This window comes from Frankia nepalensis (genome assembly GCF_016786325.1).
Lineage (GTDB): Bacteria > Actinomycetota > Actinomycetes > Frankiales > Frankiaceae > Pseudofrankia > Pseudofrankia nepalensis.
On the sequence record NZ_JADWYU010000162.1, the window covers coordinates 1 to 14,771 of the forward strand.

General features: G+C 74.8%; 13 protein-coding genes. 10 read left to right on the top strand and 3 right to left on the bottom strand.

From position 1 onward, the window contains the following. Positions 1 to 196 precede the first annotated feature (196 nt). Positions 197 to 880, top strand: a complete 684-nt coding sequence (locus I6A81_RS25180; RefSeq protein WP_203007027.1) for a DUF1918 domain-containing protein — start codon at positions 197 to 199, stop codon at positions 878 to 880. Between the two features lie 61 nt (positions 881 to 941). Here I6A81_RS25180 and I6A81_RS25185 read toward each other — a convergent pair whose 3' ends face one another. After that, positions 942 to 2,195, bottom strand: a complete 1,254-nt coding sequence (locus tag I6A81_RS25185) for a CaiB/BaiF CoA transferase family protein (protein WP_203007026.1) — start codon at positions 2,193 to 2,195, stop codon at positions 942 to 944. A gap of 160 nt (positions 2,196 to 2,355) precedes the next feature. On the opposite strand from I6A81_RS25185, the gene I6A81_RS25190 reads away from it, so the two are divergent. After that, on the top strand, positions 2,356 to 3,159 hold the full coding sequence (locus tag I6A81_RS25190; RefSeq protein ID WP_203007025.1) for an LLM class flavin-dependent oxidoreductase: 804 nt from the start codon (positions 2,356 to 2,358) through the stop codon (positions 3,157 to 3,159). A gap of 121 nt (positions 3,160 to 3,280) precedes the next feature. On the opposite strand, the gene I6A81_RS25195 is transcribed toward I6A81_RS25190, so the two are convergent. Next, positions 3,281 to 3,739, bottom strand: coding sequence for an SRPBCC family protein (locus tag I6A81_RS25195; RefSeq protein WP_203007024.1), 459 nt, complete (start codon positions 3,737 to 3,739; stop codon positions 3,281 to 3,283). Positions 3,740 to 4,095: 356 nt separating this feature from the next. Between I6A81_RS25195 and I6A81_RS25200 the strand changes: the two genes are divergently transcribed. From I6A81_RS25200 to I6A81_RS25235, 8 genes are all read left to right on the top strand, one after another. After that, positions 4,096 to 4,974 (top strand): branched-chain amino acid ABC transporter permease, encoded by an 879-nt coding sequence (locus I6A81_RS25200; protein ID WP_203007023.1) that lies wholly within the window; start codon positions 4,096 to 4,098, stop codon positions 4,972 to 4,974. After that, positions 4,974 to 6,941 (top strand): branched-chain amino acid ABC transporter ATP-binding protein/permease, encoded by a 1,968-nt coding sequence (locus I6A81_RS25205; RefSeq protein WP_203007022.1) that lies wholly within the window; start codon positions 4,974 to 4,976, stop codon positions 6,939 to 6,941. Before I6A81_RS25200 ends, I6A81_RS25205 begins: the two co-directional genes overlap by 1 nt. Before the next feature lie 224 nt (positions 6,942 to 7,165). Continuing rightward, positions 7,166 to 7,897, top strand: coding sequence for an ABC transporter ATP-binding protein (locus I6A81_RS25210; RefSeq protein WP_203007021.1), 732 nt, complete (start codon positions 7,166 to 7,168; stop codon positions 7,895 to 7,897). A gap of 164 nt (positions 7,898 to 8,061) precedes the next feature. Continuing rightward, positions 8,062 to 9,339, top strand: a complete 1,278-nt coding sequence (locus I6A81_RS25215) for an ABC transporter substrate-binding protein (RefSeq protein ID WP_203007020.1) — start codon at positions 8,062 to 8,064, stop codon at positions 9,337 to 9,339. 261 nt (positions 9,340 to 9,600) lie between these two features. Beyond that, on the top strand, positions 9,601 to 10,296 hold the full coding sequence (locus I6A81_RS25220; RefSeq protein ID WP_203007019.1) for a GntR family transcriptional regulator: 696 nt from the start codon (positions 9,601 to 9,603) through the stop codon (positions 10,294 to 10,296). Positions 10,297 to 10,510: 214 nt separating this feature from the next. Next, on the top strand, positions 10,511 to 11,905 hold the full coding sequence (locus tag I6A81_RS25225; RefSeq protein WP_203010323.1) for a TIGR02679 family protein: 1,395 nt from the start codon (positions 10,511 to 10,513) through the stop codon (positions 11,903 to 11,905). Between the two features lie 107 nt (positions 11,906 to 12,012). Further along, a complete protein-coding gene (locus I6A81_RS25230; protein ID WP_203007450.1) occupies positions 12,013 to 12,195 on the top strand; it encodes a regulator in 183 nt (60 codons plus the stop codon). 68 nt (positions 12,196 to 12,263) lie between these two features. Continuing rightward, positions 12,264 to 13,316, top strand: coding sequence for a P1 family peptidase (locus I6A81_RS25235; RefSeq protein WP_203007451.1), 1,053 nt, complete (start codon positions 12,264 to 12,266; stop codon positions 13,314 to 13,316). A gap of 51 nt (positions 13,317 to 13,367) precedes the next feature. Here the strand turns inward: I6A81_RS25235 and I6A81_RS25240 are convergent, their stop codons facing one another. Continuing rightward, the gene (locus tag I6A81_RS25240) at positions 13,368 to 14,759 is read right to left on the bottom strand and encodes a lysine N(6)-hydroxylase/L-ornithine N(5)-oxygenase family protein (RefSeq protein WP_203007452.1); all 1,392 of its coding nucleotides are present in this window, start codon (positions 14,757 to 14,759) and stop codon (positions 13,368 to 13,370) included. Positions 14,760 to 14,771 lie beyond the last annotated feature (12 nt).

Sequence of the window (14,771 nt, forward strand, 5' to 3'; positions counted from 1 at the left end):
GGCGGCGCGGGGGGGGGGGGGGGGGGGGCCCCCCGGGGGGGGGGGGGCCCCCCCGGGCCGGGCCGGCCAGGGCCGCCCGGCCGGGCCGGCTTGCTCCCGCGCGGCCGGAAGGCGACCGACGTGCGCGTCCGCGCGGGGCGGGCACAACACCAGCAGGGCGTCCACGAGCCGCGCCGAGAACTCACGGGAGGGCGAGATGACGATTCCGTACCAGGTGCCGGTCACGGTCTCGCCGGAAACGACGCTGGCGGAGACGGCCGAGCTGATGGACCGGGCAGGCGTCGGCTCGCTGCTCGTCGTCGACGGCGGCCGCCTCGTCGGCATCGTCACCGACCGCGACCTCGCGCTGCGCGCCGTGGCCCGGCGGGTGCCGCACGACGGCCGGGTGGACGCGGTGATGACCAGCGGCGTCGTCACGGCGGCGGTGACCGCCGGGCGTGACGAGGTCGTGCGCACCCTCCAGGAGCACACGATCCGCCGGCTGCCGCTGATGGACGGCGACCGGGTGGCCGGGATCGTGACCCTCGACGACCTGCTCGCCGACGCCGACCTCGCGGACCTGCCCGGGGTCGCGGCGCTGGTCGGCGCCGAGATGCGCCACCCCCATCACGAGGCCGGCCCGCTGGTCCCGACCGGGTCCGCCCGCGCGGCGAAGGCGCGGCGGCCCGGGCCCGGCAAGGCCTGGGCCGGCGACCGGATCGTCGTCCACCGGCACACCCTCGACGAGCCGGACCGCGTCGGCGAGATCCTCGAGGTCCGCTCGTCCGCCGGCGGCCCCCCGTTCCGGGTCCGCTGGTCCGACACCGGCCAGGTCAGCTTCTTCTACCCGGGTCCGGACGCCGAGATCCGCCACGTCGCCCGCGTGGCCCGTCCCCACTGAGCCATCGCCGCCCCACGGCGGGGCGTCCGGCGCGCGGCGGTGTGGCGCGCGGCGGTGTGGCTCAGGGAATCGCGTCGGCGTCCTTCAGCGCGGTGATGGCGGGCCAGTCGTATCCGAGGTCCAGGAGAACCTGCTCGGTGTGCTCGCCCAGCTCCGGGGCCCGTGGCGCGGGGCCCGGCGGGAGCGAGCCGAAGTCGACCGGGGTGGCGACCGTGATCGGCCGCGGGTCGCGCTCGGCCGGGCCGCCGCCGGCCGTGCTCGCCCCGGCCGCGTCGGCCTGGGCGTCGCGGCCCGGCGCTGGCACCTCGTCCGGGCCGGCGATGGGGCGGAAGACGCCGGCGGCGTGCGCGAGCGGGTCGGCGAGGACCTCGTCGAGGCTCAGGACCGGGTCCCACCAGACGCCGTGGCGGTCGAAGGCCTCGGCCCAGTGGTCGAGCGGCCTCTCGGCGAACGCCTCGTCGAGCAGGGCGAGGGCCTCGTCGCGGTTGCCGATCAGCGCGCCCATCGTGGCGAACCGCGGGTCGGTGGCGAGCTCGGGGCGCCCGATGGCGCGGACGACGTTCGGCCAGTGCCGGGTCGCCTGCAGGCCGAGCAGCCAGAACCAGCGGCCGTCGCCAGCCTGGTAGACGGCGAGGATCGGGTTGTAGAGCATCCGGCTCAGCCCGGTGGCGGAGACCTGGCCGTGGGCCCGGCTGATCAGGTCGCAGCTGATCGTGTAGGACCCGGTCCGCAGCAGCGACGTGGTCACGAACTCGCCGCGGCCGGTGACCCGCTGGCGCACGAGCGCGGCGCAGACGCCCGCCGCGAGCGCCAGCCCGGTCGGGTGGTCGCCCATGCCGGGGCGGGACACGGGCGGCGCCGTCCCGGCCTGGGTGACGGCGTGCGCGACGCCGGCGCGCGACCAGTAGGCGCCCATGTCGTAGCCCGGCTTGTCCGCGCCCTCGCCCGTGGTGCCGTACCCGGTGGCCGCCGCGTAGACGAGCCGGGGGAAACGCGCGGACAACGTGTCGTAGTCCAGCCCGAGCCGGGCGAGCGCCGCGAGCCGCAGGTTCGTCACCAGCACGTCCGCGTCCGCCAGGAGCCGTGACAGCACCTCCTGGGCCTCGGGCCGCTTGAGGTCGAGGCAGATGCCGCGCTTGCCGCGGTTGTCCAGCTCGAACAGGGCCGTGTTGAGGTTGCCGCGGTGCGGGTCACCGTCCGGCGGCTCCACCTTGACGACCTCGGCGCCCCAGTCAGCCAGGATCGCCGCGCAGGCCGGCCCGGCGACCATCACCCCCAGCTCGACGACCCTGACCCCGTCCAGCGGCCCGCCCATGTGGCTGCCCTCCCGTCTGATCCGCCGCCCAGAGGACCGGAAACGACCAAAACGTGGGCGGTGGCGGCCAGACGCTACCCGTGGCGCATCCGATACGCACCCGACCCGGCGGTCCGGTAGCCCATGCCAGGTCCGTCCGACGGCCCGCTACGGTCGGGGCGTGCGCCTTGGGGTTTCGCCGTACGGGTCGGACCGTGCCGAGACGATCGCTTTCGCGGACGCGGCGGTGGCGGGTGGAATCGACGCGCTCTGGCTCGGGGACGGGATGTTTCGACGGCCGGACTTCGCCGGCTGGCGAGGCGGCCTGGAGTCGATGGTCGAGCTTGCCTGGTTCTCCGGGCGCCACCCGGCCGCGCGGATCGGGATCACGGCCGCGGTGCTGCCAGTGCGTGACATGGACTGGCTGGTGCGGCAGGCCGCGACCCTCGACCACCTGACCGAGGGACGGTTCGTGCTCGCCGTCGCGCCCGGGTTCTGGGCCGACGAGCTGGCCTACCGCGGGGTGCCGCCCGACGAGCGCGGCAGGCGGTTCCGGGAGTGCCTCGACGAGCTGCGCGCCAGCCTCGCCGGCGAGGTGCTCTCGCCCGAGCCGTTCACGCCCGGCGGGCCGCCGATCTGGCTGGCCGGCGCCAGCGAGACCATGCGGCTGGCGGCCCGGCTCGGCCTGCCCTACCAGGCCTCGCGCGCCCTGCCGGCCGAGCTGGCCCCGCTGGCGGCGCGCTTTCGCGACCTGGGTGGCGGCGTGCTCGCCCACCGGATCTACGTCGAGGCCGGGACCGCCGTGCCCGACGGCGTCCAGGTCGCCCGGCACGTCCTCGCCGGCTCCGCCGAGCAGCTCCTCGACGGCCTGGCCCGCTACCGCGAGCTCGGCGTCGCCGACCTGTCCATGGTCCTCGGCCACGACGACCCGACCGCCCGCCGCACCCTCGACGTCCTGCTCACCGACGTCCTGCCCCGCCTCTAGCCGTTTCCGGATCCTGTCGCGCGACAGCCCGTGCCCGCGACGCGGGCACGGGCTGGGCTGACTCGCTGACGATCTACGGCAGGGACCGGCGAGGCCTCGGGCGGGGTTCCCGCCGCCGGACTCAGCGGGCGAGCAGGGCGTCGAGCTTGGTGAACGAGCTGAGCCAGCCCTCGCGCGCCATCTCCGCGATCTCGGCGGGGAACGGGCCCTGACGGAGCTCCAGCCGGGTGCCGCCGGCGTCCGCGTCGTGGAACTCCACGCGCAGCCTCAGCACCGCGGGCTCGGCACCCGGGACGGGCTCGGTGCCCTCGAAGACCGCGTTCTCGACGAGTTCGGTGAAGGTGCCGTTGGAGGGCGAGGTGAAGGCCGGGTCCTCGTCGCTGACCATCGTGAACCGCAGGTGCCCGCCGACCCGCGGGTCGATGTCGACGGTGTCGCGCGGAACGGTGAAGCCGACCGGGCCGAACCAGGCCGCGAGCTGGTCGGGGTCGACGAAGGCGCGGTACGCGGCCGCGCGCGGCGCGTCGACGATCCGGGTGATGACGAGCTCGGTGGCGCTGGCGGCGGTGGCCTGGGACATCGCTTCTCCCTGGGACGTCGTTGTGGTGTCACCGGGTAAGACCGCCGGCCTCCCGCGAACTCATCGGTCGTCCGTGGCCTTCTCGCGGCCCGTCGGCGGCCCGCCGACCGATGGGGACCACGGCGGCGCGGTGAAACCCGGCGAGGCGTCGGGAGCACGTCGAGGTCACCCGGGCGGCCGCTGGTGGGCGGGCGAGGGCCGGCAGAGCCCCATCCTCGGCTGGCGCGGCCGCGGGCAGCCCTCAGCGCCAGATCCGGGTTGAGGAACTGGGCCCGAATCTGTTGACATCTAATATGTTAGTTCTCTATACCTGACTCCGCATCAGGTTCCGAACCTGGTCGGCGGAGGGGGTGCCCGTGAACTTCGTCAACGACGTCGTCTGGCCAGGGCTGGTCTCCGGGTCGCTGTTCGCCTTGGTGGCGCTCGGGATCAACATGGTCGAGCGGGTGACGAAGGTCGTCAACTTCGCGCACGCGCAGCTCATCTACTGGGCGCCCCTGGCGACACTTCTGTTGACCCGTCAGTTCGACGTGCCGGTGGCGCTCGCGTTCGTCCTCGCCACGCTGGGGGTGGTCGCGGCGGCCCTGGTCGAGGAACGCGTCGCCATCCGGCCGTTCCTGCGGCGCGGGTCGGCGCTGCCGTGGATCCTGTCGACGCTCGCCGTCGGCACCCTGCTGGAAAGGGCCGCCTACTACCAGTTCTCGGGTGAGCCGCAGGCGTTCACCTACAACCTCGGCCAGGGCCCGATCGACCTCGCGGGCATCCGCACCACCGGCTCCGAGATCACGATCATCGTCGTCGCGCTGGTGCTGGTCGGCGCGGTGACCCTGTTCTGGCGGTCCACGCTGCTCGGCCGGCGGCTGAACGCCGTGGCCGAGGACCTCGACGGCGCCACGTCCGTCGGGATCTCGGCCGCGCGCGCCTCACAGCTGGTGATGGTGGGCTCGGGGCTCGTCGCGGCGGTCACCGGGTTCGTCGCCGCCCCGTCCCTGCAGGTCGGGCCGTCGCTCGGGCTCTCGCTGCTGTTCAACGGGTTCGTGGCCGCCGCCATCGGCGGCATCGGCAGCCTGCCCGGCAGCCTGCTCGGCGGCCTGTCGCTCGGTCTGCTGCTGCAGTTCGCGAATGTCCACTTCGGCACCGTCGCCATCAACGCGGTCCTGTTCGGCACGCTCCTGGTCGTCTACCTGGTGCGCCCGCAGGGCCTGTTCGGCGACCGAGTCCTGCGGAGCGTGTGATGGGAACACGCGGATCGGCCGCCGTCGCGTCCGCCGTCGGCGCCGCGGCCGCTGGCCGGGCGCTGGCCGGGCGGGCCTGGGCGGCCGCGGCGCCGGCCGGCAGCCCGCGGGCCCGGGCGGTGGGCGTCGCCGGGGACGTTCTCGGCCGGCCCTATGTGCACGCGGTCCTGCTCGCCGGGCTCGCGGTCCTGCTCGCCGACTCGTTCGGCTACGGCAGCTACCACGGCATCGTCGTGCTCACCCTGGTGATGTACGCGATCGCCGCGCTCGGGCTGGACATCCCGGTTGGAGCCTCCGGGGTGCTCTCGATCGGCCACGGCGCCGCGTTCGCCGTCGGCATGTACGCGGCGGCGATCGCCTCCGGTACCCATTCGTTGCCCGTGTGGGTCGCGGTGCCGATCGCCTTCGGGGTCGGAGCCGGCATCGGCCTGTTGATGGCCATCCCCGCCGGTCGGCTCGGCGGCCTGGGGCTCGCCGTCGTCTCCCTCGGCTTCACCGTGGTGCTCGCCGACGTGGTCCGCTGGTGGGACTCGCTGACCGGCGGCCCGAACGGGATCCCCGCCATCGTCGCCCGGTGGGGCTTCGAGCGGGCCGACGGGCTGCTCGACGAGGCGGAGCTGTTCTACCTCACCGTCATCCTGTTCGTGCTCGCCTACCTGGCCCACTGGTACTTCCGGTCAGCGACCGCCGGGCGAAGCGCGGTCGCGGCCAAATGCGACGCCATCGGCGCGGGCGCGCTCGGCATCTCCGTCTACCGGACCCGGCTGCTCACCTTCACCCTCGGCTCCGGCATCGGTGCCGTCGCCGGCGCGATCAACGGCTACCTGGTCAGTTACGTGAGCCCGGCCAGCATCACCGTGGACCTGTCCTTCCTCTTCCTGGTCATGGTGGTCCTCGGCGGGGCCGGCAGCCGGATCGGCGCGGTGCTGGGCGCCGTCGTCATCGGTGGCCTGCCGATCTGGCTGTCCGAGTACCCGACCCTCAACGTCGTCATCTACGCGTCGATGCTGCTGCTGGTCGTCCGCTTCCGCCCCGCCGGAGTGATCGCCCGCCGCGCCGTCGCCGTCCGCCTGCCGCGGCCCCCGGCCCCGCCCGAGGCGTCCGAGGCGTCCGAGGCGCCCGCGCGGCCCGTGGCGGCACCGGAGCCGGCCGGAGCCGTGGCGGAGGCCGTGGGCACGGCTCCTGGTGCCCCGGCCGGCGGCGAGGGTCAGCCCGTTCTGCGGTGCGAGGGGGTCACCAAGCGGTTCGGCGGCCTGGTCGCGCTGGACGGGGTGACGCTGTCGGTGATGCCCGGCGAGGTGGTTGCGATCGTCGGGCCGAACGGGTCGGGCAAGACGACCTTCCTCAACGTCCTGTCGGGCTTCTACCCGCTCGACGGCGGCACCCTCGAGGTGGCGGGCTCGCGCGTGGAGGGCAGTGCCCGATCCCCGCTGTCCGGGTCGAACGCGCGCCGCCGGCTGCCGGCGCGGGCGGTCGCCCGCACGTTCCAGACCCCGAAGATCTTCGGTGACCTCTCGGTCGCGGAGCACCTGCACCTGGCCGCCCGCCGGCCGGTCCAGCACCGCGGCGCCGCCGAGCGCGCCGCGTTCGAGCGGATCGCCTTCGCGCTGCTCGACGCCACCGACCTGCCGCTGGGCCGGGTCAGCGGCGCCGCCGACCTCAGCCACGGGCAGCTGCGGTTCCTGGAGATCGCCGTGGCCGTCAGCCGGGCGCCCCGGCTGCTGCTGCTCGACGAGCCGGCGACCGGCCTCGGCCCGAGCGAGATCGAGCTGCTGGCCGAGACCGTCAGGTCGGTCTCCGCGCTCGGCTGCGCCGTCCTGCTGGTGGAGCACCACCTGGAGCTGGTGCACGCCGTGGCCGACCGGGTGGTCGTCCTGCATCTCGGCGAACTGCTCTGGACCGGCCCACCCGAGTCGCTCGGCGAGTCCGACCGGGTCCGTGACGCCTACCTGGGGGTGGGGGTGTGAGCGCGGGAGCAAGCGAGCGGAGGTCTCGTCCGAGGGACGAGGACGAGGCCGCGGGGAGTGCGGCGACGGAGCGAACCCGGGATGAGGCGAGCGCGGGAGCAAGCGAGCGGAGGTCTCGTCCGAGGCGGACCTCCCAGATCGGCTACGCAAGCTCTGCCCCTCCGGCAGGGACCCCGGAGGACGAGGCCGGAGGGAGTGCGGCGACGGAGCGAACCCGGGATGAGGTGAGCGCGGACCAGGGGGTGGCCGCGGAGCCGTTGCTGCGGGTGGACGACCTGCGGGTCGACTATCGCGGGGTCGTCGCCGTAGGCGGGGTGAGCCTGCGGGTCGCCGAGGGGCAGTGTGTCGCCGTCATCGGGGCGAACGGCGCCGGCAAGACATCGCTGCTGCGGGCGGTCGGCGGCTTCGTCCCGGCCGGGGCGGGCTCCCGGGTCGAGCTCGCGGGTGTCGACCTGACCCGGATGCCCGCGCACCGCCGGGTGCGGGCCGGCCTCGGCAGCGTGCTGGAGAACCGCCACCTGTTCCCGCACATGACCGTCCGGGACAACCTGGAGCTCGGTGCCGCGGCCGCGCCCGGCCGTTCCGGCGCCGGCCTGCGCGGGGCCTTGTCGCTGTTACCGGAGCTGGAGGGCCTGCTGGACCGGCGGGCGGCGACGCTGTCCGGCGGGCAGCAGCAGTTCGTCGCGATCGGCCGGGCGCTGGCCACCGAGCCGCGTCTGCTGCTGCTCGACGAGCCGACGAACGGGCTCGCGCCACGGCTCGTCGAGCGGGTGATCGAGATCGTCCGCCACCTGCGCGCGGCCGGCACGGCCACGCTGCTCGTCGAGCAGCGCCTGGAGGTGGCCGTCGCCATCACCGCCGAGGTCCACGTGCTGGCGCATGGCCGCGTCGTGCACTCGACCGACGGCGACACCGCCGACCTCGCGCGGATCGCCCACAGCGCCTACCTGTCCTGACCCGGCCGGGCGCCCGGCGCGTCCAGGGCGGCGGGCGCGCCGCGGCGGGCGGCCGTGAGAACGGCGCGCCGGCGGACCGGAGAGCCAGACAGCGCAGAGCCGGACGGCCAGAGAGCAAAGAGCCGGACAGCCAGACAGCCAGAGAAACATGAGAGGGGAACCAGATGCGATTAAGAAGGACGGGCACGGCCACGCGGCGGACCCGCGTGGCCGCCCTGCTCGTGCCGCTGCTGTTCGCGGGCGCCGGGCTCGCGGCCTGCGGCGGCGGGGACGACGACGGTGGCGAGCCGGCGGCGGGCGGCGGCCTGGAGGCGCCTCGGACCGTCACCGTCGGCCTCATCACGGCGCAGACCGGGCCGGCCGCGGCGGCCTACAAGCCGCTGGAGGACGCGGCGAAGGCCGCCATCGACTACCTCAACTCCGGTAAGGCGAAGGCGTCGAACGTCACCTACAAGCTGGAGATCCGCGACAGCGCGGCGGACCCGAACCGGGCCACGATCCTCGTCCGCGAGCTGATCAGCGCCGGGGCGACGGCGATCGTCGGTGACATCGCGTCGTCGCCCGGCTTCATCGCCGAGCAGACCACGCTGAACCGCGAGGAGATCATCGGCTTCACGTCGACGCCGGCCGACGTGATCTGGAAGGACGCGGGCGCGGGCGGCGCCTACCCGTGGGCGTTCGGCATCTCGGGTGACGACACGATGTTCGTCACCCCGGAGTACGAGGCAGCCGCCGGTCGCACCGCGAACGGCAAGATCGCCCAGATCTACCTCGACCAGGGCTCGGTCCCGGGCTGGGCGAAGCTCGCCAGCGACATGGCGGAGAAGGACGGCAAGACGCTGAGCACGGTCTCCTTCGCCGCGAACGCGACCGACGTGAAGGCGCAGCTGCGCGAGGCGCAGGACAGCGGCGCCGACACCCTGATCGTCTGGGCCTACGGCGCCCCGCTGCAGACGGTGCTGAGCAACCTCGACCAGGTCGGCTGGTACCCGAACGTGGTCACGCTGCCCGACGCCGCGCGCTCCAGCCTGCAGCAGGCCGTGCCGGCCAAGGTGATGGACCTCGTGGTGTCCGGGCCGATCACCGCGACCTTCGTGTCGAAGGACGGCGCGGCGCCGACGGGGATCGTCGCCGACTACCTGGCGGCGATGACCAAGGTGACCGGCCGCGGGCCCGGCGAGTACGGCCAGGCCGACATCAGCGGCGCCTACACCTTCGACATGCTCGTCGCCTATGACGCCGCCGTCGCCAAGGCCGGGTCGACCGACTCGGCCAAGGTGCGGGCGGCCCTGGAGTCCGGGATGGAGGTCGAGGGCGCCATGGGTGTCCACACCTGGGGCCCGGACGAGCGCAGCGGCCTGGAGGCGACGTCGTTCGCGCTCTTCGACCCGCAGGAGTCCTGCGGCAAGGGCACCTGCGTCGGCGTGCCCACCGCGTCGTAGGCTCGGCAAAGTCGTGACGAAATAGTCACCCCTGGTGGCGCCGACTCGTGTCCGGCCCGGTGGCCGGGCGCGGGCGGCGCCACCGTCCCGCCCGCCGTCGCGGAGCGGGCCCACCGACCAGTGACCGATCTGATACGGAAAGGCCGCGTGCGGACAGACCCCGCTCGGACAGATCCCGCTCGGACCTCGCGGGCACCTCGGGCACGCTCCGCGTCGCCCGACTCGCCACTGTCCCTGCCCGAGCCGCCCGAGCGTCCCAAGGTGCCGAGCGCGGCCGAGGCCGCGTCGGACTACATCCGGTCGCTCATCTTCCGGGGTGTGCTGCGCGCCGGCGACCGGATTCCGATCGACCAGATCGCCGAGGCGCTCGGCGTCAGTCGCCAGCCGGTCCGCGAAGCCCTGATCACGATGATCAACGACGATCTCGTCGTCGCCGAACCCAAACGGGGGACGTTCGTGGGCGCGGTCGGCCCGGAGACCGTCCTCGAACACTTCGAGCTGTTCGGCGCGCTCGCCGCGCGGTCGATCGCCCATCTGGCCGCCACGGCCGACGACGCGGTCCTCGCCCGGCTGCGGGCGATGCACGCGGAGCTGGACGTCATCAGCGCGGCGGGGGACGTGACGGCGACCAGCCGGGCGCTGCTGGAATTCCAGCGTCACGTCCACCACCTCGCGGCGACGCCGCGGCTGTCGATGCTGCTGCGGTCGATGCAGCGATTCGTCCCGGGTGAGGTCTACATCGCCACCGTCCCGGCCGGAGTCGAGATCAACCGCGAGTTCCGGCTGGCGCTGCTGGACGCGGTCGAGCGCCGCGACCCGGACGCCGCCGCGGCGGCCGTGCAGGCGCAGATGCGCGCCAGCGGTCGTCATTTCTGCGAGGAGCTGCGCCGTCGCGGCGTCTTCGCCGCGCCCGCCGATTCCCCGGCCCGACCGCCGAACGGCACGGATCCCACCTGACCACCTGACCATCTGGCCACCCGACAGGGTGGCCGGCCAGGCGCCTGCCGCGCGGATCAGAGCCCGGTGCTGGTGATCAGCGCGGGTCGCGGCTCGTTGTGCCCTCGTTCGTAACCGGGCCCTCGTATGCTGACGGTCTTGTGAGGCGCAGGGTGATCCGTCGACCAGCCTGCCCGGCGCCGTCCAGACGGGCGGGCCGGTGACGGGACCCCGCATGGACGCGGATCCGCTGGACGGGTCGGCCGCGCCGTCGTGGCCCGGCCGGTCCGAGGGTGACCCCCGGCCCGGGGCGACGCCCCCGGCTGCCGCCGCGGGTCCGGCCAGCGGTGGAACCGGGGACGTCGAACGGCTGCGGCGGCTGTTGGGGACCGAGCCGCTGGCCTGGCTGGTGGAGCGGGTCCGGCGGCGGATGGCGCAGGGCCAGCCGCTGGCCGGGGTCGTCACCCTGCCAAAGGCCACCCACGAGCAGCGACGGGCGGTCGAGCGGCTGCTCGGCCGGCGCGCCGGGTCCGGCTACTCGCTGTCGGTCTCGCTGGACGAGGTCGACCGGATGCTTCGGCACAGCGGCGCCGCTCCTGACGGCCTCGCCGCCGCCGTGACGCTGCTGACCGGGCCGGTCGACGAGACGGTCACGGCCGCGGCCGCCGAGGCGGCGGCGTGGGCGGCGGCCCGCGCGCCGCTGGAGGGGCTCGTCGACCGCCGCCCCGAGCTCGCGCCATGGCTGGCCTGGCTGGACGGCACCGGGCTGCTGCGCCGGCTGGCCGGCGACCCCGCCGCCGCCGGCGCCCTCGCGGGGCCGCTGGTCGCGGTGCTCGACGGGCTGCCGTCGCCGGGCGTGGCGCTTGGCCGGCTGGCGACGACGCTTGCCGGCGACGCGCACGCGCTCGACGACGGCCGGCCGCTGGCGACGCTCGCGCTCGCCGGCGCGCGGGTGCTGGCCGGGTCCGGGCCCGCCGGTGGCGGCTCGGCGGCCGAGCGGCGCGCCACCTGGGCCGCCGTCGGCGTGCACCTCGACGAACTGTCCTCGACCGTGCTCTGCCTCGGCCTGCCCGGCGGGCCGGGCAGCGCCGCCGGCCGGCTGCTCGCCGTCGCCCACGAGGCGGGGGAGCCCTGCGTGCTGACGCTGCGCCAGGTCACCGGCCGGGGCGGCGAGCGGGCGGACCCCGGGGTCGGCGCCGGGCCGGTGTTCGTCTGCGAGAACCCTGCCGTGCTGGCCACCGCCGCCGACGAGCTGGGCCGGGCAGCGCCGCCGCTGGTCTGTGTGAACGGGCAGCCGTCGGCCGCGGTTCTCGGCCTGCTCGACGCGCTGGCCGCTGGTGGCGCCCGTCTTGCCTACCATGGCGACTTCGACTGGCGCGGCCTGCGGATCGCCAACGGTCTGCGTGACCGGGTCCCGTGGGAGCCGTGGCGGTTCGACGCCGCCGCCTACGAGGAGGCGCTCGACGCCGTCGGCGGCGGCCCGCTGTCCGGCCATCCGGTGGATGCCTCGTGGGACCCGGCGCTGCGCCCCGCCCTGGAGCGACGCGCCGTGCGCCTCGCCGAGGAACTGGTCCTGCCCGCGCTGCTGGCGGATCTCGCGGCGGCGGGCCGGGGCGTGGCGTCGGCGTAGCGCGTCTCGCCGGGCTGGTCGAAGTATGTCGGAGGGTCGTGTGGTGTCCCGAGGAACCGGATGGCAGGGTAGGGGCATCAGACGTCGGTTGGCCGGGAGGAGGCACAGTGCGCGGGATCAGTGGCCTGGGCGGCGAGGCTGCGCCGCTGCCAAAGCGGGTACCCAAGCCGGTTCCGCCCGCCCGTATCCCCGTCACGGCGATGGATGACCCGGAGGTGCTGACCCGGGTCATCGACCGGCTGCGCGCGCTGGACGACCGCCGCCTCGCCGGCCTGCGCAGGCTGAACTAGCGCCGCCGAGCCGGCACGGCGATCGGCACTGGTCGCGCCCGTGCCGCCGGGCGGGCAGGATGCGGCGAATGGAGCGCGTTCTGGACGGCCTGGGGACGCCGTCGGGCCTGGTGGGGTCGTTGACCGCGGTCCGCGGCCTCACCGTCGGGCACGCCCAGCGGGTCACCGACGGATGGCGGACCGGGGTGACGGTGGTGCTCGCGCCCCCGGGCGGGGCGGTCGGCGGGGTGGACGTCGCCGGCGGCGCGCCGGGGACGCGGGAGACCGACCTGCTCGACCCGCGCAACGCGATCGAACGCGTCCACGCGGTGGTGCTGACCGGTGGGAGCGCCTTCGGGCTCGCGGCCGCCGACGGGGTGATGCGCCGGCTCGCCGACGCGGGCGTCGGCTTTCCCGTCCCCGTCGGCGTGGTGCCCATCGTGCCCGGCGCGACCATCTTCGATCTGGGCCGCGGCGGCGCCGTCCCCGCGGCCCGGGCCGTCCCCGGCCCGGATCTGGGGGCGCTCGCCTACGACAGCGCGACCGCCGGGCCGGTGGCGGGCGGCACCGTCGGCGCCGGGACCGGGGCGGTCAGCGGTGGCCTCGCCGGCGGAGTGGGCAGCGGGGCCACCGTGCTCTCCGACGGGACGACCGTCGCGGCGCTCGCCGTCGTCAACTCGGCGGGCGGCGCCGTCGACCCGCGGACCGGCCGGCTCCACGGCGACCTGGACCGGGTCTTTCCCGAGCCGGACGCCGAGCGACTCGCGGCCTGGCGGCGCCGGCCCGCCCATCCGTTCGACGGCACCCTGCCGGGGCTGGGCCAGTCGCTCGGGTTCGGGCTGAACACGACGATCGGCGTGGTGGCGACCGACGCCGCCCTGACCAAGGCGGGCTGCTCGAGGCTGGCGTCGTGCGCCCAGGACGGGCTCGCGCGGGCGGTCCGGCCGGCGCACCTGATGGTCGACGGCGACACCGTGTTCGCGCTGGCGACCGGTGACCGGCCGGTGGACGACGTCAACCCGTTGCTCGCCGCCGCCGCCGACGTGTTCGCCCACGCGGTCGCCGACGCCGTCTACCACGCCACCGGCTTCCCCGGCCTGCCTACCTACACCGAGCTTCTCCTCGGCCATCCCGCGCGCTGAGCGGCCCGTCCCCGCTCGTCCGCGCCCGGCGGCGCGGGCGCCCGCGCGCCGTCACCGGCCGGCGGCGACGAGCGGCTGCGCGGGCACCCGGCCGGTCATGCCGCCGGCCTCGTCGCCGACCGCGCGGGCGAGGATCGAGTCGAGGATCTCGCCGGAGCGGATGGCCACGTTCGACAGCAGCGTCGAGGAGATGCCGTGGGTGTGCTCGGTGGCGCCCGGGGTGTAGACGCCGGCCGAGGCCGGCTCCGCCGTCACGACCTGGTAGTCCCGGGAGACCAGCGGGCGCCCGTCGGCGTCCTGGCGGCAGAGCTCGGCGAACTCGCCGAGCAGCAGCCGCGGGTCCCGGGCGTGGTAGCCGGTGGCCAGCACGACGACGTCCGCGTCGAGAGCGCGCCGCTCGCCGGTCGGCAGGAACTCGACGGTCGCCCGGATCCCCTCGGGCAGCGGCTCCAGTTCGGTGACCCGGGACGCGCGCCGCAGGTGCAGCCGGCGCGGGCCGCGTACCTTCTCCTGGTATGACCGCCGGTACAGCTCCTCGATGAGATCCAGGTCGACGACGGAGTAGTTCGTCGACCGGTGGTAGCCGGTGAGCATCCGGCGCACGTCGGGCGAGGCCTGAAAGAAGTCGTCGACAGCGTCCGGGTCGAAGATCTGGTTCGCGAACGGGCTGTTGTCGGCCGGGCTGTAGCCGTATCGGGCGAAGACGGCGTGTACCTCCGCGGCGGGGAACGTGCGGTGCAGGTAGTCGGTGACCTCGGCGCCGCTCTGTCCCGCGCCGACGACCAGGAACCGGCCGTGCGGGGTCGACGGGAGCTGTTCGAGCCGGTCGAGCAGGTCGCCGTTGTGCCAGACCCGGTCCCCAAGCGTGAACCCCTCGGGCACGCTGGGCGTGAGCCCCAGGGCGAGCACCACGTTGCGGGCGCGGCGCACGAGCAGCATCGACGGGTCGTCGACCGACCGGCTCACGACGTCGATGTAGCGGATCTCGCCGTCCTCGACCACGGGGCGTAGTGTCGTCACCTCCTGGCCATACTCGACCAGGTGGTCCAGCCGGCCGGCGGCCCACTCCAGGTAGTCGTGAAACTCGTGCCGCAGCGGGAACATCGTCTTGTGGTTGATGAAGTCGACCAGCCGGTCGCAACCATGCAGGTAGGACAGAAAACTGAAGTTGCTGGCCGGATTGCGGAGCGTCACCAGGTCCTTGAGGTAGGAGACCTGCATTGTGGCGCCCTCGAGCAACATGCCGCGGTGCCAGCCGAACCGTTCCTGACGCTCCAGGAAGGCGGCGCGCAGTCGCGCGGGGGCGGGTACCCCGGCGTTGTGCTCCTCGATCGCGATCGCCAACGCCAGGTTCGTCGGCCCGAAGCCGACGCCGACGACGTCCAGCGTCTCCGGTGCCGCGTGGTGCGGGCGCCCTCCCACGTGTGCCTCCGATCTGCGCATGCTTGGGTCATC